The organism is Pseudomonas sp. GM78 (assembly GCF_000282475.1).
Classification (GTDB): domain Bacteria; phylum Pseudomonadota; class Gammaproteobacteria; order Pseudomonadales; family Pseudomonadaceae; genus Aquipseudomonas.
Genome location: NZ_AKJF01000081.1, coordinates 31,748 through 54,775 on the forward strand (window position 1 = coordinate 31,748; position 23,028 = coordinate 54,775).

The following is a 23,028-nucleotide window of genomic DNA, read 5'->3' on the forward strand; positions in this document are numbered from 1 at the left end:
TATTCGAGCAAAAACCCGAACAACCCGCCCTATACAAATGCGACTTGTTTAGTTGATATCGACCAACTTGTCGCCGTAGCTACGCGGGGTGTACACCCACGACGACCCTTGAGGCCGAGGAAACACACGAGTCGTGGATGAGCCAATCAACACCATGGTCCGCATGTCGACCTGATCCGGCGTCAATTGGCCAAGTGTCGTGACCCGCAACGTCTGCCCCGGACGCCCGACATCACGCCCCAATACAACGGGAGTGTCAGCAGTACGATGCAGCGCGACGATTTCCAGCGCACGCCCCAACTGCCAGGGCCGGGAACGCGAGATCGGGTTATAGAAAGCCATCGCCAGGTCGGCTTGCGCCGTCAGGTCCAGACGCTTCTCGATGATGTCCCACGGTTTGAGATTGTCCGATAGCGACAGTACGCAGAAATCATGCCCCAACGGTGCACCTGCTCGTGCAGCCGTTGCCAGCGATGCCGAAACGCCCGGCAGGATTTCCAGGTCGACGTTGTGCCACGCTGGATCGCGGGACTCATGCAGTGCTTCAAGCACCGCCGCAGCCATGGCAAATACACCGGGATCCCCGGAAGAGACGACCACTACGCAACGGCCCTGCGCCGCGAGCTCAAAGGCGTGGCGGGCACGCTGCATTTCTTCACGGTTGTCGGTGCAGTGCAGGACCTGATCCGCACGGAATGGTCCCGCCATGCGCACATAGGTTTCGTAACCGAGAACGTCGTTGGCACGGGCCAGTTCCGCCTTGACCGCTGGCACCATCAGGTCAGCAGCGCCAGGGCCAAGACCGATCACCGCCAGACGACCGCGAGCACGGCCAATCGACAAGGGGGCCAGAGGCTGCTCGGCAACGGCAATGGCAACGGCCTCATCGCCGAACAGGGCAACAGGCTGGTCGATGGCGTTACGCAGCAGTTGGCTGACTGCGCCGACATCACTGGCAAAACGCAGGGGCACACCCAGCTCATGCGCCGCTTCACGCAGCGTCACACTGGACATTTCACTATCGGCGGCCAGCAGGCAGGCTAACGACTGCACGGCGATTTTTGCCTGATGCAAAGCTTCGCGAACCGCACCTGGCACATCGGCCACGCCGGCACTGACAGCCACCAACACGTTACGTGGATAAATCAGCAGTTCATTGGCCGCCGGCGTCCGCTCGGCATGCCCGACGTGCACGGCCAACCGCGCTTGCGGGTTTTCCGGTAACTGCGCCTGCACCAGCCAGGGTGCCGCACCTTCGATGCGCACCGACTCACCGGCGAGCAAATCGGAAACGAAGCGTTTGCCCAGCTCAAGATCACCCAAGGCATAACCGCTGGGCGGGTTCAACAGGCAGGTACCAAAACGCAATTCGCCACTGGTGGTGATCGCCGCGGACACGTCCAGCGCTGCCGCAATCTCCCGCGCCAACATGTTCACGCCTGCCAACCCACCGAGCAGCGGAACCACGGCGCTACCGTCTTCGGCGACGGCGAGCACAGGCGGCTCAGCCCCCTTCTCCAGCAGCAACGGCGCGAGGGTGCGAATGACAATGCCGGCTGCGCACAGGGCGATGATCGGCGTGTCTTGTTGATAAAGCTCGCGCAACGTCGCACCGAACTCGTGGTACGTGCGATCGGCACCGACGACCCGTTCGGCCAGGCCGTGGATCAAGGCGCCGGGGTACAGCTGTTGAATGCTGCGCGCGGTCGCGAGGCTGCCATTGCCGAGAATGACAATGGCCGGAGCTGGACGAGTCATCAGCCTTGCCACCTTTCACCGGGAACGATGATCAACGAGAAGTACGGCGACGACATCGGCTCGACCTGATCCAGCGGCACGATCTTCTGGTTGGCCATGGTCGCGCGTTCGACATACAGCGCACGCTCGGCCAATCCGAGCTCTTCCAGCACCTGACGGACTTTCGGGAAGTTGCGCCCCAGCTTCATGATCACCGCCGCATCGGCGTCGGCCAGACGGCGCTTGAGATCATCGTGAGGCAGCACGCCGGACAGCACCGACAAGCTCTGATTGCGATACACCAACGGTGCACCCAATACCGAAGCGCCGCCGAGCATCGAGCAGACACCCGGCACCACTTCGGCTTCATAACGCTCTGCCAGCCGATCGTGCAGGTACATGTAGGAGCCGTAGAAAAACGGATCGCCTTCGCAGATCACTGCCACGTCACGCCCCGCATCCAGATGCGCTGCCAGCTCTTCACCCGCCGCATCGTAGAAATCGCTGATCACTTGCTCATAGGACAGCGGTGCCGGCAATGCCTCGGTGGTCACCGGATACACCAGTGGCAGCAAGGTTTGGGCGTCCTGCAAATGGGCTTCGATGATGCCGAAGGCGTTGCCCTTTTTACCCTTGGCGACGAAATAAGCCACCACCGGCGATTCGCGCAGCAGGCGCAGGGCCTTGACGGTAATCAGTTCCGGATCACCGGGTCCCACGCCAAGGCCGATCAAGCGTCCAGGTTGCTGCATCATTCGATCTCCGTGGCGAGGGCATTGACGGCGGCGGCGGCCATGGCGCTACCGCCCAGCCGGCCTTGCATGATAACGAACGGCACGCCGCGACTGTCGGCGGCCAGCGCAGCCTTGGATTCGGCGGCGCCAACGAAGCCCACCGGGAAGCCAAGGATCAGCGCCGGTTTCGGGGCGCCGGCGTCGAGCATTTCGAGCAGGTAGAACAGTGCCGTCGGCGCGTTGCCGATCACCACCACGCTGCCTTCCAGGTGCGGACGCCAAAGCTCCAGCGCAGCGGCGGAACGGGTATTGCCCAATTCACGGGCAAGCTCGGGAACGCTTTCATCACGCAGGGTGCAGATGACCGGATTGTTCGCTGGCAAGCGCGTGCGGGTGATGCCCTCCGACACCATCCGCGCATCACACAGGATCGGCGCGCCGGCGGCCAGCGCATCGCGCCCGGCCTTGCCCGCGCCTGCGGAAAACTGTAGGCCGTCGATCGCATCGACCATGCCGCAAGCGTGGATCACACGGACGGCGAGTTTTTCCAGATCGGCCGGAATGCGCTCGAGGTTGGCCTCGGCACGAATGATCGCGAAGGAATTGCGATAGATCTCCTGACCGTCGCGGATGTAATCAAGCATCAAGGGGGCTCCGTGAGCGGGCGTCGAGCAAGGCCGCGACCGCGTCGATAGTAAGATTGCGTGCGTGCAGCGCGCCGAAACCCGGCTGCGCGGCATCGCGAAAATAGAGGTCGTAGTGACCAGGGCACGTCGCCAACAATGTGACGGGCGCCGTGTGCGCGCACGCGCAGGAGCGCGGGCAACCCGACAAGTGAACCTGCACCTGTGCGGATTGATCATGCAGCCGTTCGGCCAGTTGCCGCGCGTCGCCCTTGGTATCCGCCAAGCCTTTGCCGCAACCGGCCGATCCGGTGCAGGCCACCAGATGGGCCAGGGTCTGGTCGGCGTCGACCAGATAACCCAACGCCTGCAATTGTTGGCGCAGGGCGGGTGAATCCTCATCGCGAATATTGGGCAGCAACAGGCTTTGCCAAGGGGTCAGGCGCAGGCTGGCATCACCAAACGCCTCGGCCAGATGAGCCGCCCCCTTGAGCATCGTCGGGTCCAGCCGCCCCAAGGGCGGCACGGCGCCGACATAGACCAGGCCTTCCTGACGCTGTGGGTAACTGCCGATGTGCAATCGCGCAGGGGCAGTCGGGCGCCGCCATGGTTCCATGGCAAACAAGGGCACTCGCTCGGCCAGGCGTTGCAGCAGCGAATCAAGCGAATGCTCGGCCAACAGATGCCGCATCCGGGTCTGATCCGGCCGTGCAAGTTCGAGAAACAACTCCAGCACCGCCACCACCAGGGCATGCCCGTCACGCAGCAGTACCGCAGCCGCCGGCGTCTCGGTGGGGCACCCCGCCAGACCGAAAGCCAGCACTGGCTCGCCGTTTCGCTCAACCGCACTCAGCCAGAGGTCATGGGGATGTTCGAGCATGGCCAAGGCTTCACCGCCATCCAGCTGCACGGCGAACTTGGCCGACAACTCATGAAAGCGCGCATGGGTTTGCAAGCTGTCGAGAATTTCCCGGGCCAAGGGTCTGCTGTCGATCAGCATGTGCCGGTCAATGCCGGCGCTGGGGCTGAGCATCAGGTTGCGCACATCATCGCCAGCAACGTTGACAGGCCCCAGCCCGACGGCCAGCAGACTGTCGATCAACGCGGCGGACTGCTGGCCAATTCCGCGAATTTGCAGATTGGCGCGGTTGGTCGCCTCTATCACGCCCCCGGCATAGCGTTCGGCGGCATCAGCAACCGCCATTGCCTGATCTGCGCGAATAGCCCCACCGGCGAGTTTGATCCGACAAATGCCGCCATCCAGCGCCTGAACGACACGCAACAACCCGGGACAGGCCGATGGGCGCAAGGGACTGGATGTCTGGGGTGAATTCACGGGGATGACCGGCAACGGGACGAAGGGCGCATTATGCCTGCTTTGCCCGGCCGGATGAAAAAGCTCAAGTGGATTGACGACGAAGCGTGCTCGCTCAATGGCCAACGATCGCTTCGCTTGAAGTCTGAAGCGCCCACAACTCCCCCGCGCATTTAACAGCAAGTATCAGTTCTTCACGCCAACTTCATTTCAACAGCACACAGGCTGTTGTAGTTTCATCAGCAGGAAAACCACTTCTTCCGATCAAATTTTTATTCAAGGGAACTGAATATGAATAATAGAAACTTCTCCGGCGTATTGACCGGCCCCAATCTGCTTTCGTGCATTGATGATATGTCACTTGCGGATCATGACGACCTGACCCACTGCACACAGATCGCCACCCTATCCGCCGACATGGTCTGCAGCCGCTTTGTCGATTCGGCAAAGTGGCTGAATGAGTATGTGAACACGCTGGATTTCTTCGGCTGGTCGGTCTTCCAGGATGCAATCTTTACCCGCACCCGTCACGACGTCTTGAGGAGCGTTGCGGATTTCCTGGTCGAGAGTGCTGAGAAGATGCCCGACAGCCGACAAGGCAACGCAATGATCGACACGCTCGACGCACTGAAACCCGACAAACCGGCGCTGCTCTCCCTGGACCAGGAAAGTCTCCTGGGGCAGCATTTCCAGGTTATCCCTGCCCGCTATGACGCCAAGGGTTTTCTTGAAATCGCAGTATTCAATCTTGAATTGGTAGCATCTACAAAAGAAAGCAACTTCCTGTACGTCGAATCGGAAAAGCGCTCCGCCACAATCATCCAGCAACGGGCCTATCTCAAACTGGATAAAAGAATACTTGAAACAAAAAGAACGCTTATTGATAAAAAGCGCCGCGAGATCAGAATGAAGAGATTCGACCTTCTGAAAATCAACCCATAAGATAATCAGGATAAATCCCATCATTTTGCAGGGCAGCCATCGGCCTTGACCGCGATTTCATCGACTGACGACGGGCGAATGCAATCGACACCGCGTTATGATGCGCAACCGCGCCGGCCGAGAAGGACTTGAGCGCGGTGATGATTTGGCTTTTGTCGATAGAAGAGGAATGGCATGCCCCCTTGGCTGACAGTTGTAGGCATCGGTGAAGACGGCTTCAAGGGCCTGGGCAAGAACGCTCGGCACGCCCTGCTGGGCGCTTCGCGGATCATAGGCGGTCAGCGGCAACTGGATTTGCTGCCGGTGTGCATTGGTGGCGAGCGGCAATTGTGGCCCAGCCCGTTTTCGCTGGCCCCAGTGCTGGAACGGCACGGCGAACCGGTTTGCGTGCTAGCCAGCGGCGACCCGATGTTCTTTGGTGTCGGCGCCAGCCTCGCCCGGCAATTGCCCAGCGATGAAATGCTGATCTTGCCCGCGCCATCTTCCTGTTCACTCGCCGCCGCGCGGATGGGCTGGCCGCTGCAGGATGTGGTGACGCTGTCAGTGGTTGCCCGCCCCATCGCGGCACTTAATGCGCAATTGTCCGGTGGCGTTCGTTTACTGGTGCTGAGCAATGACGGCCAAAGCCCTGCCGCGATCGCGGCGCTGTTGCGCGAACGCGGGTTCGGGCCGAGCCGCCTGAGCGTGCTGGAACATTTGGGTGGTGAGACCGAGCGACGCATCGACGGTACCGCCAACGACTGGACCGACCCGGCTGTCGCCGACCTCAACCTGATCGCCATCGAATGCATCGCAGAAGTAAACACACCGCGTCTGTCGCGACTGGCCGGCCTGCCAGACTCCGCTTTCAGGCACGACGGACAACTGACCAAACGTGATGTGCGCGCGATCACACTCGCTCGTCTGGCACCGGTTCCCGGCGACCTGTTATGGGATGTCGGCGCTGGCAGCGGCTCCATTGGCATCGAATGGATGCGCGCGCATCCAGGTTGCCGTGCGCTGGCCATCGAGGCCGATGAAGGTCGGCAACTGTTGATCAAGCACAACCGCGACGCACTCGGCGTGCCCGGCCTGCAACTGATTCGCGGCAGCGCGCCGCAAGCCCTGGCGGGCCTCGAACGCCCGGACGCGATTTTCATCGGCGGCGGCGTCACCCGCGAAGGCGTGCTCGACACTTGCTGGGCAGCGCTCAAACCCGGCGGCCGCCTGATTGCCAATGCGGTCACGTTGCAAAGTGAAATGACCCTGATGGCCTGGCGCGAACAGCACGGCGGCGAGCTGACCCGTATTCATATCGCCCAGGCACAGCCCCTGGGCGACTTCGACACCTGGCGCCAGGCGTTGCCGATTACATTGCTGGACGTGGTCAAACCCCTCGATGCGTGACGAAACCGCCGAACAACCTGCCCCATTGCGCAGCGGCCTGACCACGGGCAGCTGCGCCACCGCAACCAGCCTGGCGGCGGCTCGCCTGCTACTCGGTGGTGTGAGCTCGGACGCCGTGGAAATCGTCCTGCCCAAAGGCAAGCAGGTGCAGATGCGCCTGGAATTCTGTCGCCTCATGGAAGGCGGCGCCGAGGCCGGGACAATCAAGGATGCCGGGGACGATCCCGACGTGACCCACGGTGCACTGCTCTACTCCCAGGTGCGCCTGCGCAGTGAGCCGGGCACAGGTTTCATTGCCGGGCGTGGTGTTGGCACGGTCACACGACCGGGGCTAGTGCTGGGCGTCGGCGAACCGGCAATCAATCCGGTACCGCGCAAGATGATCAGCGATCACCTGGCGCTGCTCGCTGAAGAACTCGGCTACCACGGTGGTTTCGAGGTCACGGTGAATGTCGAGAACGGAGAAGCCCTGGCATTGAAAACCATGAACCCGCGCCTGGGCATTCTCGGCGGCCTGTCGATCCTCGGCACCAGCGGCATTGTCCGGCCGTTTTCCTGCGCGGCCTACATCGCCTCGATCCACCAGGGGATCGACGTGGCCAAGACCAACGGCTATCTGCACATCGCCGCGTGCACCGGCAACGCCAGCGAAGACACCATGCGCAGGGTCTACAACTTGCCGGAAATCGCCCTGATCGAAATGGGCGATTTCGTCGGTGCAGTGCTCAAGCACCTGCGCAAGGTCCCGGTGGAAAAACTCAGCCTGTGCGGCGGCTTCGGCAAGATCAGCAAACTGGCGGCCGGGCACATGGACCTGCACAGTCGGCATTCGAGCATCGATCTGCCGCAACTGGCCGAGTGGGCCGCCGCGGTCGGTGCCGATATGGCGTTGCAGCAACGCATCCGTGAAGCCAACACCAGTCAACAGGCCCTGGCGATGGCCAGCGCTGCAGGAATCGCCCTCGGCGATGCCGTGTGCCAACACGCCCTGGAGTTTGCCCGCAGTGTGGTGCCGGCGCAGGTTCAGGTCGAAGTGTTTGCCATCGATCGCCAGGGCGGGATTGTCGGCCATGCGGGGGCTTTTCAATGAAGCGCATTCTGCTGCTGGGCGGCGTCACCGAGGCCCTGGCGATTGCCCGAACCCTCGGCCCACGACACATTTATAGCCTGGCGGGTGTCGGTCGAGTGCCTACGGACTTGAACTGTCAGGTGCGTGTGGGTGGCTACGGCGGTGCCGAAGGCCTGGCGCAGTTCATCCGCAATGAGCGGATTGATCTGTTACTGGATGCGACTCATCCCTATGCCGCCCAGATCAGTCGAAACGCCGCGCTGGCGGCTCGCTTGAGCGGCATCGCCTGCTGGGCGCTGCGACGTCCGGCATGGCAACCACAGGCCGGCGATGACTGGCGCGAAGTCAGTGATTGGGCCGAGTTGATCGAGGCCCTGAAACCCTTCCGTCGACCGCTGTTCACCCTGGGTCGCGAGCCCTTGCAACACCTGGACGAAATTCCGCCGGAGCAATTCTGGACCTTGCGCGCGCTGGACGTGTACCCCGGCAATGACCGTTGCGAAGTGATCGGCGCTCGTGGACCGTTCCAGATCGTTGATGAACGCGAGCTGTTCGAACGTCGGCAGATCGATGTGCTGATCAGCAAAAACAGCGGCAGCACGGCTACCGAGCCGAAGCTGGAAGTGGCGCGCGAGCGTGGGGTGCCTGTGTTGGTGTTGAAGCGGCCGGAGTTGCCGGCGTCAGATCGAGAGTTCGGGTCGGTGGCAGATTTGCTGGACGCCCTGAGGGACTCGGACTATTCCTGAGACCTGCTGAGCCCGGCGACTTTGCTGACAACACTCTCGGACTGATCTGACTGTCCGCGCCAGGACTCTAACCCTATAGTCCTCTCCCTCCTGATCCTATCAAGCACACCCACCATCCACAGGTATGAATGGCCTCGCCTGGAGAAAAGTGTTGCTTGCCACAATGTATCCCAAGGAATACGATTCGACATGATCGAGCTTGAACGATCACGAGTGATTGCCGACTGGCTCAACTCGTTGAGGGACACCATCGGCAAAGCTCGAATAATCGCCAGGCTCCGTGCCGCTGAACATGGAAATTTTGGTGATTGTGAATCCGTAGGCGCTGCTGTTCATGAAATGCGTGTTCATTACGGTCCTGGTTACAGGCTGTACTTCACTCGCAAAGATGAGGTGATTTACCTACTGTTGATCGGAGGCGACAAATCGACTCAAAAACGAGATATCAAACGTGCTATTCAAATGGCACAAAACATCGGTAATGAGGAGTAAGTCATGGCCGAACGATTCACCCGTTTTGACGCCGCCGAGTTTCTCAAAACGCCGGAAGAAATGGCGGCTTATCTGGACGCCTGCTTTGAAGAGGATGCTGGCGACGGTGTACTGATACGCGCAGCTCTGAACGATATAGCCCGGGCAAAGGGTATGACACAAATTGCCCGTGATGCCGGCCTGGGACGCGAGAGTCTGTACAAAGCGCTGAGCAGTAGTGGCAATCCGGAATTCGCGACTATCATGAAGGTTATGAAAGCCTTGGGCCTGCGCTTGCATGCCATTGCTGATTGATTGCACTGCGACACCACACCGCACACGGTGTTTTTACTTATCGGCCCTGATCAGGCTAAATAGCCGCGCCTGATCGCCCACCCACCGGATTTGTCCCATGTCCCGACAACGGCTCGCAATTGCCTGGATCGCCTGCTTCGCAGTGCTGTTCAACATGCTCGCCATGCCGATGTCCGGAGCGATGGCGCAGACGGCGAAGTCGCCAGCCGAACAATTGTTGTGGGGCAGTTTCTGCTCGTCCAGCGGCACCAGGATGGTGGCGATTCCTCTGGGCGACATCGAGCAGAAAGCCCCGCAAAGCGACGACCATTCCAACATGCAGCATTGCTGGTGCTGCAGCGGCTCCGCGCCATTAGTGGCGTTGCCCGGACATGAGCCACAGCTGTATTACACGCAGTTCGAAGCGAATCGAAGCCTGCCTCCCGCCGCATTCAATACCCCGACACCCCGCCAGCAATGGCCCAGCCTCAACCCCCGTGCCTCCCCTCTGGTGTGATTGTTTCTCGCATTTGATCTGCGTTTTGAATCGCCTGGAGAACTGCCATGTTGAACAGACTCATCGTTCTGGCCGCGTTGCTGCTGCCTGCCTGCTTTGCCAATGCCCACGAATACACACAGGGCGATCTGCAGATCGCTCATCCCTGGTCGCAAGAGTTGCCACCGAATGCGCCGAACGTAGCGGCCTATTTCGTGATCCACAACGCAGGCAAGACCGCCGACCGCCTGCTCAGCGTCGACTCGCCGATTGCGGGTGAGGCCCAGTTGCATGAGCATCTGATGCAAAACGACGTGATGAAAATGCAGCACGTACCGAGCGTGGAAATCCCCGCTGGCGGCGAAGTCACTTTTGCACCGATGGCCTACCACGTGATGCTGCTGAACCTGAAGGACCGCAGCCTGCTGAGCGACGGCAAACGCTTCCCGCTGACCCTGCATTTCGAGAAGTCCGGTGACGTGACGGTCGAAGTGGCGGTGCAGAAGCAGGCGCCCGAGACCACGCAAAAGCACGCGCACGTTCAGTAATCCGCTGAGCTGAAGCCGCCCATGCGCCCGCCAGGCACCAGGTCATCCGCCCACCGTCGTCAGCCATTGAGCCTGACGCGCGGCAGCTGGATCAGCCTGTTCGCCATGTTGATGATCTTTATCGGTCCGCTGATTTCCCAGTCGATGCCGATGGATCAGCGCGCCTCGATGCCCCTGGACATGAGCATGAACATGTCGATGGACATGAGCATGGACATGTCGGCGATGGAGCACGCGGATCACGCCGCACAACCAACTGCAGAACATTGCCCGCCAGCGTCCGGGCACCATGCAATATGGGAAAAATGCGGCTATTGCAGCCTGCTGTTCAATTGCCCGGCGCTCACCGGTGGCGGGGCATTCACCGCGTTCGACACCCCACCCGCCAACACGTACACCACCCCATCCCCTCGCCTGGGCCACGCCCGGCAAACCTTCTTTCCCGGCGCCCGCACCCGCGCCCCGCCCGTCGTCGCGTAAACACCCACCGCTGGTTTCACACGGTCCTGTAGGAGCGACCGTGTCGTTTACGACTGTTCGATGGAAATTGTCATGTCCAGGTTTACTGCTGCCCCATGCTTGAGCGCTGCCCAAGCCTCCCTTGCCCTGAACGAATCCAGCATTCGTTTCAGGCACGCCACCGCCATCCTGTGCGGTGCCTTGCTGACGCCTTCGGCGCTGGCCGATGAACACGCAGGTCATAGTGAAGAACTGAGCCCGACGGTCATCACCGCCATTGCCCCGAGTTCGCCACTGACCATCGTCACCAACCCCAAGGAGCCGCGCCAACCCGTGCCGGCCAGCGACGGGTCGGACTATCTGAAAACCATTCCAGGCTTCGCCCAGGTGCGCAATGGCGGCACCAACGGCGATCCGGTGCTGCGCGGCATGTTCGGCTCGCGCCTGAACATCCTCACCAACGGCGGCATGATGCTCGGGGCGTGCCCCGGCCGGATGGACGCACCGACCTCGTATATATCGCCGGAAACCTACGACACATTGACCGTTATCAAAGGACCGCAGACCGTGCTCTGGGGACCGGGTGCCTCGGCCGGCACCATCCTCTTCGACCGCGAACCGGAACGTTTCGGTGAGCTCGGCACGCGGGTAAACGCCAGTGTGCTGGCCGGCTCCAACGGCCGATTCGATAAATTGGTGGACGCCGCCGCCGGCGGACCATTGGGCTATGTGCGGGTGATCGGCAACACCGCCCAGGCCGACGACTACAAGGATGGCAACAACGACACCGTGGCATCGCGTTACGACAAATGGAACGGCGACGTCGCGCTCGGCTGGACCCCCGATGCCGATACTCTGCTCGAGCTCACCGCCGGCAAGGGTGACGGCGAGGCGCGCTACGCCGGGCGCGGCATGGACGGTTCGCAGTTCAAGCGCGAGAGCCTCGGCCTGCGCTTCGAGAAGTCGAACATCAGCGACGTGCTGGAAAAGCTCGAGGCGCAGGTCTACTACAACTACGCCGACCATGTGATGGACAACTACACGCTACGCACGCCGTCCGGCACCGGGATGATGGCCGGCCCCATGGCGTCCAACGTCGACCGTCGCACCCTTGGCGCGCGAATCAAGGCCACCTGGCGCTGGGCCGATGTGCAGTTGATCGGCGGCATTGACGCGCAGACCAACGAGCACCGCCAACGCAGCGCCATGGGCATCGACACCTACAAGGACCTGCCGTACACCAAGGATGCCGACTTCCATAACTACGGAGTGTTCAGCGAACTGACCTGGTACGCCGCCGAGCGTGACCGGCTCATCACCGGCGCACGCCTGGACCGCGCTTCGGCCAAGGATTACCGGCAAACCATCGGCTCGGGGATGATGACCCGCCCCAACCCGACCGCCGACGACACCCGTGCCGATACGCTGCCCAGTGGCTTCATCCGCTATGAACATGACCTGGCCGACAGCCCGACCACGGTGTATGCGGGCCTGGGTCACACCCAGCGTTTCCCGGACTACTGGGAACTGTTTTCACCCAATTCCGGCCCCGCCGGATCGGTGAATGCCTTTGATGCGATCAAACCCGAGAAAACCACCCAGCTCGACTTCGGCCTGCAATACAAGTCCGAAGACCTCGATGCCTGGGCCTCGGCGTACATCGGCCAGGTGCGTGATTACATCCTGTTCAACTACACGCCAGCCATGATGGGCATGACCTCGCAAGCGCAGAACATCGATGCGCGAATCATGGGTGGCGAACTGGGTGCCGCCTACGAACTCACCGAGCACTGGAAAGCCGACGCCACCCTGGCCTACGCCTGGGGCAAGAACAGCAGCGATGGCAATGCCTTGCCGCAAATGCCGCCGCTGGACGCCCGTTTCGGCTTGACCTACAGCGAAGACAACTGGAGCGCTGGCGCACTGTGGAGAGTGGTTGCCGCGCAAAACCGTATCGACCAGAACAAAGGCAACGTGGTCGGCAAGGACTTCGACAAGACCCCGGGTTTTGCCGTGTTCTCGCTCAACGGTGCCTATCGGATCAACCAGCACTGGAAGGTCAGCAGCGGCGTCGACAACCTGTTCGGCAAGGCCTACGCCGAACACCTGAACCTGGCCGGCAACGCCGGTTTCGGCTACCCGGCCAATGACCCGCAAGCCATCAAGGAACCGGGGCGCACGCTCTGGACCAAGATTGATATGAGTTTCTAACAAGAAAAGTCAAAAGATCGCAGGCTACGCCAGCTCCTACATTGACACGCGTACACCCTGTAGGAGCTGTCGAGTGAAACGAGGCTGCGATCTTTTACAGACAATTGATTCGCCAAGCGGAGCACAACCGATGAAACAGCCCAAAGTGAATTTCTACAACCTGGCCTGGCGCTGGCACTTCTATGCCGGATTGTTCGTTGCGCCATTCATGGTGATGCTGGCCCTGACCGGCACCATTTACCTGTTCAAGCCGCAACTCGACTCACTGATGTACAGCAGCCTGCTCAACGTCCCGGCCGGGCACCACACGGTGCCGGCCGATGACCTGCTCAACCGGGTCAAGGCCGCCTATCCACAAGGCACGATCAAACAATACCTGCCGCCGGTAAACGCCGAGCGCAGCGCCCAGTTTGTCGTGCTCAACGGCGGGAACGAGCTGAACGTGTTCGTCGACCCGTACCACGGCGATATCCTCGGCGAGCAAGACGCCAAGAAAAACCTGCAAGCGGTCGCGCGGGCGATTCACGGCGAGCTGATGATCGGCACCGTCGGTGACCGTCTGGTGGAACTGGCCGCTGGTTGGGCGGTGGTACTGGTGGTGTCCGGGGTGTTCCTGTGGTGGCCGCGCGGTCAGGCCGCGGGCATTCTGTGGCCACGCCTGAGCAGTCGAGGCCGGGTGTTGTGGCGTGACCTGCACGCCGTCACCGGTTTCTGGGGCGCCTCGTTGCTGCTGGTGATGCTGCTCAGCGGCATGACCTGGACCGGCTTCTGGGGCCAGCAATACGCCGCCGTCTGGAACGTCTTTCCGGCGGCGATGTGGGACAACGTGCCCAAGTCCGACGTCGAAGCGCGCAGCCTCAACAGCGCCACCCGCCAGACGGTGCCGTGGGCCATGGAAAATACGCCGATGCCGATGTCGGGCGATCATGCCGAACACATGGCCCACGATGCAGCGCCAGCCGGTCCGGCCGCGCCGACCATCAGCCTGCAGGACGTGCAGGACATCGCCGCGCAACGCAAGGTCGAGCCAGGCTACAGCATCACGTTCCCGACCACGGCCACCGGCGTTTTCACCATCGCCGTGTTCGCCGATGACCCACGCAACGACGCCACCCTGCATGTCGATCAATACACCGGCAACGTCCTCGCCGACGTACGCTACGAGCAGTACGGCGCCGTCGCCCGCGCCACGGAAATCGGTGTGATGCTGCACGAAGGCAAGATGTTCGGCACGCTCAACCAGATCATCGTCCTGCTGATCTGCATGATGATTTTGCTCAGCGCGGTCAGCGGCGTGGTGATCTGGTGGAAGCGTCGTCCGCAAGGCAAGTTCGGTGTCCCGCCGCTGCGTCACGACCTGCCGAAGTGGAAAACCGCGATGGTGATCATGTTCGCATTGGCCGTGGCATTTCCGTTGGTGGGCGTTTCGCTGGTAGTCGTCTGGCTACTCGACCGGCTGCTGCTGTCACGCTTCAATCGACAAACTGAAAGCGCCTCGACTCAACCCTGAGTCAAACGAGATGCGCGGGATTGCCGCGCATCTCGCCCGCCCCAATGTGGCGCATCCCGACGCACCACTGCCCTGACCTCGTCCCGTCATGGTGCGTTCTCACATCCGTTCAACCGCTCTAACACGACATTCTCCTGCCTTTCCCCGACCGGGCACAGCCCTTGCTAAAGACCCTTCAGTAGTCCGCATCTGCCAACCAAGAAAATTCATAAGTTCATGGAGATCGCACAATGAAGCGTCGCAGTTTGATCAAGGCTTTCACACTCACGGCAAGCATTGCCGCGATGGGCATGACCTGGACTGTCCAGGCCGCCGAGACCATCAAGGTCGGTATCCTGCATTCGTTGTCCGGCACCATGGCGATCTCCGAAACATCGCTCAAGGACATGGCGCTGATGACCATCGACGAGATCAACGCCAAGGGCGGCGTGAACGGCAAGATGCTCGAAGCGGTGGTGGTGGACCCGGCGTCGAACTGGCCTCTGTTTGCTGAAAAGGGCCGGCAACTGCTGACCCAGGACAAGGTCGCCGTGGTGTTCGGATGCTGGACCTCGGTGTCGCGCAAATCGGTGTTGCCGGTGTTCGAAGAGCTCAATGGCCTGCTGTTCTACCCGGTGCAGTACGAAGGCGAAGAGATGTCGCCGAACGTGTTCTACACCGGCGCCGCGCCGAACCAGCAAGCGATCCCGGCCGTCGAGTACTTGATGAGTGAAGAAGGCGGCAGTGCCAAGCGCTACTTCCTGCTCGGCACCGACTACGTCTACCCGCGCACCACCAACAAGATCCTGCGTTCGTTCCTGCACGCCAAAGGCGTGGCCGACAAGGACATCGAAGAGGTCTACACGCCGTTCGGCCACAGCGATTACCAGACCATCGTCGCCAACATCAAGAAATTCTCCGCCGGCGGCAAGACTGCGGTCATCTCGACGGTCAATGGCGACTCCAACGTGCCGTTCTACAAGGAACTGGCGAACCAGGGCCTGAAAGCCACCGACGTACCGGTCGTAGCGTTCTCGGTGGGCGAAGAAGAACTGCGCGGCATCGACACCAAACCGCTGGTGGGCAACCTCGCGGCGTGGAACTACTTCGAGTCGGTGGAGAATCCGGCCAACAAGAAATTTGTCGCCGACTGGAAAGCCTACGCGAAGAAACACAACCTGCCTGGCGCCGACAAGGCCGTGACCAACGACCCGATGGAAGCCACTTACGTCGGCATCCACATGTGGGCGCAGGCGGCTGAAAAAGCCAAGTCCACCGATGTCGACAAGGTCCGCGAAGCCCTGGCCGGCCAGACCTTTGCCGCGCCGTCCGGCTACACCCTGACCATGGACAAGACCAACCACCACCTGCACAAGCCGGTGATGATCGGCGAGATCCAGGCCGACGGTCAGTTCAACGTGGTGTGGCAGACCGAAGGGCCGATCCGTGCCCAGCCGTGGAGCCCGTTCATCCCGGGCAACGACAAGAAGCCGGAGTATGCGGTGAAGAGCAACTAAGCCAATGGATACCGGGCCTAAGCATGGAGCTTGGGCCGACACGAATCCTGTGGGAGCTGGCTTGCCAGCGATGGCATCACCTCGGTACCTCAGATACACCGAGTCGCCTGCATCGCTGGCAAGCCAGCTCCCACAAAATCCGAGCAAGGCGACTTTTTATGCCCACTGCCATTCATCGCTTCATCCTCGCCATCGCATTTCTGTTGCCGATGACCACTTTCGCCAGCGACGCCGAAGACTTCGTCGCCGCCAACCCCATGCAGCAGGCCAAGCTGCTCGAAGCATGGGCCGCGCAGCCAGATCCTGCGCGCATCGAACTGATCAACGCCCTGCAACAAGGCGAACTGACGGTCGATGGCCAGCCGAAAACCCTGCGCCTGAATAACCGCCTGCGGGGTCTGATCGACACCGCCCTGGCCAGCCACCAATTGCTCGCCGCCGACGCCAAAACCCGTCTGGGCGCCGCCCAGCAATTGCAGAAAAGCGCCAAACCCGCGCAGCTGAAATTCCTCGACCAGCAACTGGCTGGCGAAAAGGATGAAAGCGTTCACGCCGCGCTCAGCCTGGCCCTGGCCAACCTGCAACTGGTGGACAGCGATCCGGCCGTGCGCCTCGCCGCTGTGCGCCTGCTCGGGGAAACCGGTGATCCCCTGGCCCGCACTCGCCTGGAAAGTCTGCTGGAACCGGGTGTCGAAGCCGACGTAAACGTGCGTACGGCTGCCGAAACCAGCCTGGCCCAGGTCAAACGCAAACTGCTGGTCGGCGAAATGCTCGGCCAGGCCTTCAGCGGCATGTCACTGGGCTCGATTCTGCTGCTCGCCGCCCTGGGTTTGGCGATCACCTTCGGGCTGCTCGGGGTGATCAACATGGCGCACGGCGAAATGTTGATGCTCGGGGCGTACTCGACCTATGTCGTGCAGCTGATGTTCCAGCGCTTCGCCCCGCAAGCCATCGAGTTCTATCCGTTGATCGCGCTGCCCGTGGCATTTTTCGTCACGGCCGGGATCGGCATGGCGCTGGAGCGCACGGTGATTCGCCACCTCTACGGCCGCCCGCTGGAAACCCTGCTTGCCACCTGGGGCATCAGCCTGATGCTGATCCAGTTGGTGCGCCTGGTGTTCGGCGCGCAAAACGTCGAGGTGGCCAACCCGGCGTGGTTGTCCGGCGGGATTCAAGTGCTGCCCAATCTTGTGCTGCCGTACAACCGCATCGTGATCATCGCGTTCGCGCTGTTTGTGGTGGTGCTCACCTGGCTGCTGTTGAACAAGACCCGCCTGGGTCTGAACGTGCGCGCCGTCACCCAGAATCGCAACATGGCGGCCTGCTGCGGCGTGCCCACCGGGCGCGTGGACATGCTCGCCTTCGGCCTCGGCTCGGGCATTGCCGGCCTCGGCGGCGTGGCGCTGAGCCAGATCGGCAACGTCGGCCCGGACCTCGGCCAGAGCTACATCATCGATTCGTTCCTGGTGGTGGTGCTCGGCGGTGTCGGCCAACTGGCCGGTAGCGTATTGGCCGCGTTCGGACTGGGTATCGCCAACAAGATTCTCGAACCGCAAATCGGTGCCGTGCTCGGCAAGATCCTCATCCTCGCGCTGATCATTCTGTTCATCCAGAAACGTCCGCAAGGCCTCTTCGCACTGAAAGGACGGGTGATCGACTGATGAACCAGCCCCTGATGCTCACGGCCAGCCAAAAGGCCGGCCCCAAAGTCACGATTGCCGTCGGCGCGGTGATCCTTGCCTTAATGTTGGCGCTGCCGTTGCTGTCGTTGTTGTCGCCGGACAGCGTCTTCCATGTCTCGGCCTACACGCTGACGTTGGTAGGCAAGATTCTGTGCTACGCCATCGTCGCCCTGGCGCTGGATCTGGTCTGGGGTTATGCCGGCCTGTTGTCCCTCGGCCATGGCCTGTTCTTCGCCCTCGGCGGTTACGCCATGGGCATGTACCTGATGCGCCAGGCCTCGGGCGATGGCTTGCCGGCCTTCATGACGTTCCTGTCGTGGACCGAACTGCCCTGGTACTGGGCCGGCACCGACAGCTTTCTCTGGGCCCTGTGCCTGGTCGTACTGGCACCGGGTTTGCTGGCGTTGGTGTTCGGCTTCTTCGCCTTCCGTTCGCGGATCAAGGGCGTGTATTTCTCGATCATGACCCAAGCCCTGACCTTCGCCGGCATGCTCCTGTTTTTCCGCAACGAAACCGGTTTTGGCGGCAACAACGGCTTCACCAACTTCCGCACCATCCTCGGCTTTGGTATCACGGAACCGGGCACCCGGGCGGTGCTGTTTTTCGCCACGGTGCTATTGCTGGTGGCCAGCCTGTACATCGGCTGGCGCCTGGCGCAGAGCAAGTTCGGTCGAGTGCTGACCGCATTGCGCGACGCGGAAAACCGCTTGATGTTCTGCGGCTACGACCCGCGCGGCTTCAAGCTGTTCGTGTGGGTGTTGAGTGCGGTGTTGTGCGGCCTGGCCGGGGCGTTGTACGTGCCGCAGGTGGGCATCATCAACCCGAGTGAAATGTCGCCGACCAACTCGATCGAAGCGGCGGTCTGGGTGGCCCTCGGTGGTCGCGGAACATTGATCGGCCCATTGCTGGGCGCAGGCGTGGTCAATGGCATGAAGAGCTGGTTCACCGTGGCGTTCCCGGAATACTGGCTGTTTTTCCTCGGCGCGCTGTTCATCATCGTGACCCTGTACCTGCCCAAGGGCGTGATCGGTTTGCTGAAGAAAAGAGGTGAGCAATGAGAGTCACTGCAAGCGCTGAATTCATGCTCGAACCGGCGTTTTTCCCGCCCCTGGAACCGAACAGGGACGCCGGCAGCAGCCGCGATGCCATCGGCCTCGGCCAGCGCGCCGGCAAAGGCCTGAACACCCGCCACGGCACCATCCTGACCCTGGAAGACATCAGCGTAAGCTTCGATGGCTTCAAGGCGTTGAACGACTTGAACCTGTACATCGGGGTCGGCGAGTTGCGCTGCATCATCGGCCCTAACGGCGCGGGCAAGACCACGCTCATGGACGTGATCACCGGCAAGACCCGCCCCACCCACGGCAAGGCCTGGTTCGGCGAGACACTGGACCTTACCCAAATGAGCGAAGTGCAGATTGCCCAGGCCGGCATCGGCCGCAAGTTCCAGAAGCCGACCGTGTTCGAAGCCTTGAGCGTGTTCGAGAACCTGGAGCTGGCGCAGAAAACCGACAAATCGGTGTGGGCCAGTCTGCGGGCGCGTTTAAGCGGCGAGCAGAAAGATCGTATCGCCGAAGTGCTCGACACCATTCGCCTGACCGCTTCGGTCAATCGTCCCGCCGGCTTGCTGTCCCACGGCCAGAAGCAGTTCCTGGAAATCGGCATGCTGTTGATGCAAGACCCGCAGTTGCTGCTGCTCGATGAACCGGTGGCCGGCATGACCGACGCCGAAACCGAATTCACCGCCGAACTCTTCAAGACCCTGGCCGGCAAGCATTCGCTGATGGTGGTGGAACATGACATGGGATTTGTCGGCTCGATCGCCGACCATGTCACCGTGTTGCACCAGGGGAGTGTGCTGGCCGAAGGGTCGCTGGAGCAGGTGCAGGACAACGAACGGGTGATCGACGTTTATCTCGGTCGCTAGACATGATCGTTCCCACGCAGAGCGTGGGAACGATCACGGGGGAGGAATTGAGAATGCTGCAAGTCGACAAGCTGCACCAGTACTACGGCGGTAGCCACATCCTGCGCGGCCTGACGTTTGACGTGAAGGTCGGCGAAGTCACCTGCCTGCTCGGCCGTAATGGCGTGGGCAAGACCACCCTGCTCAAGTGCCTGATGGGCCTGCTGCCGGCCAAGGAAGGCGAGGTCAATTGGGAGGGTAAGCCGATCACCACGTTCAAGCCGCACCAGCGGGTGCATGCCGGCATCGCCTACGTGCCGCAAGGCCGGGAAATCTTCGGCCGCCTGACCGTGGAGGAAAACCTGCTGATGGGCCTGTCGCGATTCCCGGGCTCCGAGGCGAAAGAAGTCCCGGCGTTCATCTACGAGTTGTTTCCGGTATTGCTGCAAATGAAGCAGCGACGCGGCGGTGACTTGTCCGGTGGCCAACAGCAGCAGCTTGCAATCGGCAGAGCCCTGGCCAGCCGCCCGCGCCTGCTGATCCTCGATGAGCCCACCGAAGGCATCCAGCCGTCGGTGATCAAGGAGATCGGCGCTGTGATCAAGAAACTCGCGGCGCGTGGCGACATGGCGATTCTGCTGGTAGAGCAGTTCTACGATTTCGCCGCCGAACTGGCCGATCAGTACCTGGTGATGTCCCGTGGCGAGATCGTGCAGCAGGGCCGTGGAGAAAACATGGAAGCCGAAGGTGTACGCGGCCTGGTAACGATCTAATCTGTGGCGTCCCGGCGATAATCAGAAAATATGAATTTACCTCTTCCCACTGCCCTGTTTACCCCGAGCTGGCATGCCGAGCTGGAACTGGGCTACGCCCGATTCGGCGACAGCACGCGCCCGGTCCAACGACGACACAAAGGCCCGTTGCGGGTGCAGAAGCACCTGTATGCAGAAGGGCCCGAGGTGTGCCAGCACATCATTGTGCATCCGCCCGGCGGGATTGCCGGCGGTGACCGACTGGACATCAGCGCCAGCGTCGGCCACGCGGCGTGGGCGCAAATCACCAGCCCCGGCGCCGCCAAGTGGTATCGCGCGGCGGCACCGGCTTATCAGAAACTCGAGCTGAACGTAGCCCAGGGCGCGACACTGGAGTGGCTGCCACAGGAGACGATCATCTTCAGCGATGCCCGCGCCGAGCTCAGCACGTCCATCGATCTGCAAGGCGATGCACGGCTGTTCTACTGGGACGTGGTGGCACTGGGTCGCCCCGCCAGTGGCGAACGTTTCGACCACGGGCATTTCCAGGCGCAACTGGATATTCGTCGTGATGGACAGTTGCTCTGGCATGAGCGCCAGCGCATCGTCGGCAATGACGGCTTGCTCGATTCGCCCATTGGGCTGGACGGGCAACCGGTGTTTGCCACGTTGCTGGTGACTGGCGAGATTGATAGCCCATTGCTGGAGCAGTGCCGTTCGCTGCCCAATGACGTGCGCGGGGATTTGACTCAGTTGCCGGGGCTTTTAGTCGCCCGTTGCCTGGCCAGCGAAGCCTTGTTGGCGCGCGGCTGGTTGATTGAATTATGGCGACTGCTCAGGCCTGCGTTGCTTGGCCGAGAAGCCGTCCCACCGAGAATATGGAGCACCTGAACATCGCTCCTGCAAAAACCTTTTTAACTGCCGAGACTGGATTTCTACGATGGACCTGACCCCACGTGAAAAAGACAAGCTGCTGATCTTCACCGCCGGCCTCGTCGCCGAGCGGCGTTTGGCCCGTGGTGTGAAACTCAACTACCCGGAAGCCATGGCCTACATTTCCGCGGCCCTGCTCGAAGGCGCCCGCGACGGCCAGACCGTGGCCGAGCTGATGCACTACGGCACCACCCTGCTCAGCCGCGAACAAGTGATGGAAGGCATCCCGGAAATGATCCCGGAGATCCAGGTCGAAGCGACCTTTCCCGACGGCACCAAACTGGTCACCGTCCATCAACCGATCGCCTGAGGCTGCACCATGACTTACACCATTCGCGATGCCGTGCATGCCGACCTGCCGGCAATCCGTGACATCTACAACGACGCCGTACTCAACACCACGGCGATCTGGAACGAACTGGCGGTCGACCTCGGTAACCGCCAAGCCTGGTTCAGCGCCCGGCAATCCCAGGGTTATCCGATCCTGGTGATCGTCGACGGCGAGAACAGCGTACTGGGCTACGCTTCGTTCGGTGACTGGCGACCGTTCGATGGTTTCCGCCACACCGTCGAGCATTCGGTCTACGTGCGCAGCGACCAGCGCGGCAATGGCCTTGGCCCGAAACTGATGGATGCCCTGGTCGAACGCGCCAGGGACTGCGGCAAACACGTGATGGTCGCGGCCATCGAAAGTGGCAATGCCGCCTCGATTCGCCTGCATGAGCGCATCGGCTTCGTGATCACCGGGCAGATGCCTCAGGTGGGCACCAAGTTCGGTCGCTGGCTGGACCTGACCTTCATGCAACTGACCCTCAATCCTGGCGCGCAACCACCGACCGCCAGCAAGGAGTGACACCCGATGAACCCCGCCCAACTGCGACGCGTCAACGTTGAAAGCTTTGCGCACTATCGTCAGGGATTGATTGACCTGCTGCTCGATGCCGTCGGTTATGGAGCCAGCGTCGGCTTCATGGCCAACCTGGATGCCACGCAGGCCCGCGCGTATTTCGATGAAGTTCAGGAGAACCTGAACAAGGGCAACGTGTTGTTGTGGGTGGTGGTCAAGGACGAACAAGTGCAGGCCAGCGTACAGCTGACCCTGTGCCAGAAAACCAATGGCCTGAACCGCGCCGAGGTGCAGAAATTGCTGGTGCGCGAGCATGCTCGGCGCCGCGGCCTGGGTCAGCAATTGATGGCGGCTGTGGAGCAGGCCGCCCTGCAACACAAACGCGGCATGCTCTACCTCGATACCGAGGCCGGCTCCCCGGCTGAAGACTTCTACAAGGCGCTGGGCTACACCCGCGCCGGTGAAATCCCCGACTACGCCTGCGACCCGAGCGGCCGCTACAAGCCAACTGCCCTTTACTACAAGATCCTCCAAGGAGCCCATTGATGATTCCCGGTGAATACCAGATCCAGCCCGGCGACATCGAACTCAACGCGGGTCGTCGCACTGTCAGCTTGAAAGTGGCCAACAGCGGCGACCGGCCGATCCAGGTCGGCTCGCACTACCACTTTTTCGAAACCAACGACGCCCTGACCTTCGACCGCGACGCCAGCCGCGGCATGCGCCTGAACATCCCCGCCGGCACCGCCGTGCGTTTCGAACCGGGCCAAAGCCGCGAGGTCGAGCTTGTCGACCTGGCCGGGCATCGCCGGGTATTCGGGTTTGCCGGCAGGATCATGGGCGGCCTTGATTGACCGATCGTTCCCACGCT

Annotated in this window: 25 protein-coding genes; 21 read left to right on the forward strand and 4 right to left on the reverse strand. The window is 61.6% G+C overall.

What is annotated here, in order from left to right:
* Positions 1-48 precede the first annotated feature (48 nt).
* From cobJ to cobG, 4 genes are read right to left on the reverse strand one after another with little or no spacing between them, the layout of a single operon-like run.
* Positions 49-1,758: a precorrin-3B C(17)-methyltransferase gene (gene cobJ, locus PMI35_RS18290; protein WP_008058845.1), complete on the reverse strand. Its 1,710-nt coding sequence runs from the start codon at positions 1,756-1,758 to the stop codon at positions 49-51.
* Entirely contained in the window at positions 1,758-2,489 is a 732-nt protein-coding gene (locus PMI35_RS18285; protein WP_017336332.1) for a precorrin-2 C(20)-methyltransferase, read from the reverse strand. The genes cobJ and PMI35_RS18285 overlap by 1 nt, the downstream gene beginning before the upstream one ends.
* On the reverse strand, positions 2,489-3,115 hold the full coding sequence (locus PMI35_RS18280) for a precorrin-8X methylmutase (RefSeq protein WP_008058850.1): 627 nt from the start codon (positions 3,113-3,115) through the stop codon (positions 2,489-2,491). The genes PMI35_RS18285 and PMI35_RS18280 overlap by 1 nt, the downstream gene beginning before the upstream one ends.
* Entirely contained in the window at positions 3,108-4,430 is a 1,323-nt protein-coding gene (cobG, locus tag PMI35_RS18275) for a precorrin-3B synthase (protein ID WP_032831556.1), read from the reverse strand. The genes PMI35_RS18280 and cobG overlap by 8 nt, the downstream gene beginning before the upstream one ends.
* 270 nt (positions 4,431-4,700) lie before the next feature.
* Here cobG and PMI35_RS18270 point away from each other — a divergent pair, with 270 nt between their 5' ends.
* The 21 genes from PMI35_RS18270 (at position 4,701) to PMI35_RS18170 (ending at position 23,011) form a co-directional block, all read left to right on the forward strand.
* Entirely contained in the window at positions 4,701-5,351 is a 651-nt protein-coding gene (locus tag PMI35_RS18270; protein WP_008058855.1) for a hypothetical protein, read from the forward strand.
* Positions 5,352-5,525: 174 nt separating this feature from the next.
* Positions 5,526-6,737, forward strand: coding sequence for a bifunctional cobalt-precorrin-7 (C(5))-methyltransferase/cobalt-precorrin-6B (C(15))-methyltransferase (locus PMI35_RS18265; RefSeq protein WP_008058857.1), 1,212 nt, complete (start codon positions 5,526-5,528; stop codon positions 6,735-6,737).
* A complete protein-coding gene (locus tag PMI35_RS18260; protein ID WP_008058859.1) occupies positions 6,730-7,827 on the forward strand; it encodes a cobalt-precorrin-5B (C(1))-methyltransferase in 1,098 nt (365 codons plus the stop codon). Before PMI35_RS18265 ends, PMI35_RS18260 begins: the two co-directional genes overlap by 8 nt.
* Positions 7,824-8,552: a cobalt-precorrin-6A reductase gene (locus PMI35_RS18255; RefSeq protein WP_008058861.1), complete on the forward strand. Its 729-nt coding sequence runs from the start codon at positions 7,824-7,826 to the stop codon at positions 8,550-8,552. The genes PMI35_RS18260 and PMI35_RS18255 overlap by 4 nt, the downstream gene beginning before the upstream one ends.
* A gap of 189 nt (positions 8,553-8,741) precedes the next feature.
* A complete protein-coding gene (locus PMI35_RS18250) occupies positions 8,742-9,044 on the forward strand; it encodes a type II toxin-antitoxin system RelE/ParE family toxin (protein WP_008058864.1) in 303 nt (100 codons plus the stop codon).
* Between the two features lie 3 nt (positions 9,045-9,047).
* Positions 9,048-9,338 carry an addiction module antidote protein gene (locus tag PMI35_RS18245; RefSeq protein ID WP_008058866.1) on the forward strand — a complete coding sequence of 97 codons (291 nt, stop codon included), beginning with the start codon at positions 9,048-9,050 and terminating at the stop codon, positions 9,336-9,338.
* Positions 9,339-9,435: 97 nt separating this feature from the next.
* Positions 9,436-9,834: a DUF2946 domain-containing protein gene (locus tag PMI35_RS18240; RefSeq protein WP_008058868.1), complete on the forward strand. Its 399-nt coding sequence runs from the start codon at positions 9,436-9,438 to the stop codon at positions 9,832-9,834.
* A gap of 47 nt (positions 9,835-9,881) precedes the next feature.
* Entirely contained in the window at positions 9,882-10,361 is a 480-nt protein-coding gene (locus PMI35_RS18235; RefSeq protein ID WP_008058869.1) for a copper chaperone PCu(A)C, read from the forward strand.
* 21 nt (positions 10,362-10,382) lie between these two features.
* A complete protein-coding gene (locus PMI35_RS18230) occupies positions 10,383-10,841 on the forward strand; it encodes a DUF2946 domain-containing protein (RefSeq protein WP_008058870.1) in 459 nt (152 codons plus the stop codon).
* Positions 10,842-10,913: 72 nt separating this feature from the next.
* Positions 10,914-13,031, forward strand: coding sequence for a TonB-dependent copper receptor (locus PMI35_RS18225; protein WP_008058871.1), 2,118 nt, complete (start codon positions 10,914-10,916; stop codon positions 13,029-13,031).
* A gap of 130 nt (positions 13,032-13,161) precedes the next feature.
* Positions 13,162-14,541: a PepSY-associated TM helix domain-containing protein gene (locus PMI35_RS18220; protein ID WP_008058872.1), complete on the forward strand. Its 1,380-nt coding sequence runs from the start codon at positions 13,162-13,164 to the stop codon at positions 14,539-14,541.
* A gap of 230 nt (positions 14,542-14,771) precedes the next feature.
* Positions 14,772-16,037 (forward strand): urea ABC transporter substrate-binding protein, encoded by a 1,266-nt coding sequence (gene urtA, locus PMI35_RS18215; RefSeq protein ID WP_008058873.1) that lies wholly within the window; start codon positions 14,772-14,774, stop codon positions 16,035-16,037.
* Between the two features lie 158 nt (positions 16,038-16,195).
* Positions 16,196-17,698, forward strand: a complete 1,503-nt coding sequence (gene urtB, locus PMI35_RS18210; protein WP_008058875.1) for an urea ABC transporter permease subunit UrtB — start codon at positions 16,196-16,198, stop codon at positions 17,696-17,698.
* Positions 17,698-18,777: an urea ABC transporter permease subunit UrtC gene (gene urtC / locus PMI35_RS18205; protein ID WP_008058877.1), complete on the forward strand. Its 1,080-nt coding sequence runs from the start codon at positions 17,698-17,700 to the stop codon at positions 18,775-18,777. Before urtB ends, urtC begins: the two co-directional genes overlap by 1 nt.
* Complete coding sequence (gene urtD, locus PMI35_RS18200) at positions 18,774-19,646, forward strand: urea ABC transporter ATP-binding protein UrtD (protein ID WP_008058879.1); 873 nt, start codon at positions 18,774-18,776, stop codon at positions 19,644-19,646. Before urtC ends, urtD begins: the two co-directional genes overlap by 4 nt.
* Before the next feature lie 53 nt (positions 19,647-19,699).
* Complete coding sequence (gene urtE, locus PMI35_RS18195) at positions 19,700-20,398, forward strand: urea ABC transporter ATP-binding subunit UrtE (RefSeq protein WP_008058881.1); 699 nt, start codon at positions 19,700-19,702, stop codon at positions 20,396-20,398.
* Between the two features lie 30 nt (positions 20,399-20,428).
* On the forward strand, positions 20,429-21,268 hold the full coding sequence (locus PMI35_RS18190) for an urease accessory protein UreD (RefSeq protein WP_008058884.1): 840 nt from the start codon (positions 20,429-20,431) through the stop codon (positions 21,266-21,268).
* A gap of 49 nt (positions 21,269-21,317) precedes the next feature.
* Positions 21,318-21,620, forward strand: coding sequence for an urease subunit gamma (gene ureA / locus PMI35_RS18185; RefSeq protein ID WP_007937143.1), 303 nt, complete (start codon positions 21,318-21,320; stop codon positions 21,618-21,620).
* Between the two features lie 9 nt (positions 21,621-21,629).
* Positions 21,630-22,163: a GNAT family N-acetyltransferase gene (locus PMI35_RS18180; RefSeq protein ID WP_008058886.1), complete on the forward strand. Its 534-nt coding sequence runs from the start codon at positions 21,630-21,632 to the stop codon at positions 22,161-22,163.
* Between the two features lie 6 nt (positions 22,164-22,169).
* Positions 22,170-22,703 (forward strand): GNAT family N-acetyltransferase, encoded by a 534-nt coding sequence (locus tag PMI35_RS18175; RefSeq protein ID WP_008058889.1) that lies wholly within the window; start codon positions 22,170-22,172, stop codon positions 22,701-22,703.
* Positions 22,703-23,011: an urease subunit beta gene (locus PMI35_RS18170; protein WP_008058891.1), complete on the forward strand. Its 309-nt coding sequence runs from the start codon at positions 22,703-22,705 to the stop codon at positions 23,009-23,011. The genes PMI35_RS18175 and PMI35_RS18170 overlap by 1 nt, the downstream gene beginning before the upstream one ends.
* The last annotated feature ends 17 nt before the right edge of the window (positions 23,012-23,028 follow it).

Bases quoted from the DNA above. Each gene is read 5' to 3' on its own strand.
- cobJ (WP_008058845.1), bottom strand. From the start codon at position 1,758: ATGACTCGTCCAGCTCCGGCCATTGTCATTCTCGGCAATGGCAGCCTC.
- PMI35_RS18285 (WP_017336332.1), bottom strand. From the start codon at position 2,489: ATGCAGCAACCTGGACGCTTGATCGGCCTTGGCGTGGGACCCGGTGAT.
- PMI35_RS18280 (WP_008058850.1), bottom strand. From the start codon at position 3,115: ATGCTTGATTACATCCGCGACGGTCAGGAGATCTATCGCAATTCCTTC.
- PMI35_RS18270 (WP_008058855.1), top strand. From the start codon at position 4,701: ATGAATAATAGAAACTTCTCCGGCGTATTGACCGGCCCCAATCTGCTT.
- PMI35_RS18265 (WP_008058857.1), top strand. From the start codon at position 5,526: ATGCCCCCTTGGCTGACAGTTGTAGGCATCGGTGAAGACGGCTTCAAG.
- PMI35_RS18260 (WP_008058859.1), top strand. From the start codon at position 6,730: ATGCGTGACGAAACCGCCGAACAACCTGCCCCATTGCGCAGCGGCCTG.
- PMI35_RS18255 (WP_008058861.1), top strand. From the start codon at position 7,824: ATGAAGCGCATTCTGCTGCTGGGCGGCGTCACCGAGGCCCTGGCGATT.
- PMI35_RS18250 (WP_008058864.1), top strand. From the start codon at position 8,742: ATGATCGAGCTTGAACGATCACGAGTGATTGCCGACTGGCTCAACTCG.
- PMI35_RS18245 (WP_008058866.1), top strand. From the start codon at position 9,048: ATGGCCGAACGATTCACCCGTTTTGACGCCGCCGAGTTTCTCAAAACG.
- PMI35_RS18240 (WP_008058868.1), top strand. From the start codon at position 9,436: ATGTCCCGACAACGGCTCGCAATTGCCTGGATCGCCTGCTTCGCAGTG.
- PMI35_RS18235 (WP_008058869.1), top strand. From the start codon at position 9,882: ATGTTGAACAGACTCATCGTTCTGGCCGCGTTGCTGCTGCCTGCCTGC.
- PMI35_RS18230 (WP_008058870.1), top strand. From the start codon at position 10,383: ATGCGCCCGCCAGGCACCAGGTCATCCGCCCACCGTCGTCAGCCATTG.
- PMI35_RS18225 (WP_008058871.1), top strand. From the start codon at position 10,914: ATGTCCAGGTTTACTGCTGCCCCATGCTTGAGCGCTGCCCAAGCCTCC.
- PMI35_RS18220 (WP_008058872.1), top strand. From the start codon at position 13,162: ATGAAACAGCCCAAAGTGAATTTCTACAACCTGGCCTGGCGCTGGCAC.
- urtA (WP_008058873.1), top strand. From the start codon at position 14,772: ATGAAGCGTCGCAGTTTGATCAAGGCTTTCACACTCACGGCAAGCATT.
- urtB (WP_008058875.1), top strand. From the start codon at position 16,196: ATGCCCACTGCCATTCATCGCTTCATCCTCGCCATCGCATTTCTGTTG.
- urtC (WP_008058877.1), top strand. From the start codon at position 17,698: ATGAACCAGCCCCTGATGCTCACGGCCAGCCAAAAGGCCGGCCCCAAA.
- urtD (WP_008058879.1), top strand. From the start codon at position 18,774: ATGAGAGTCACTGCAAGCGCTGAATTCATGCTCGAACCGGCGTTTTTC.
- urtE (WP_008058881.1), top strand. From the start codon at position 19,700: ATGCTGCAAGTCGACAAGCTGCACCAGTACTACGGCGGTAGCCACATC.
- PMI35_RS18190 (WP_008058884.1), top strand. From the start codon at position 20,429: ATGAATTTACCTCTTCCCACTGCCCTGTTTACCCCGAGCTGGCATGCC.
- ureA (WP_007937143.1), top strand. From the start codon at position 21,318: ATGGACCTGACCCCACGTGAAAAAGACAAGCTGCTGATCTTCACCGCC.
- PMI35_RS18180 (WP_008058886.1), top strand. From the start codon at position 21,630: ATGACTTACACCATTCGCGATGCCGTGCATGCCGACCTGCCGGCAATC.
- PMI35_RS18175 (WP_008058889.1), top strand. From the start codon at position 22,170: ATGAACCCCGCCCAACTGCGACGCGTCAACGTTGAAAGCTTTGCGCAC.
- PMI35_RS18170 (WP_008058891.1), top strand. From the start codon at position 22,703: ATGATTCCCGGTGAATACCAGATCCAGCCCGGCGACATCGAACTCAAC.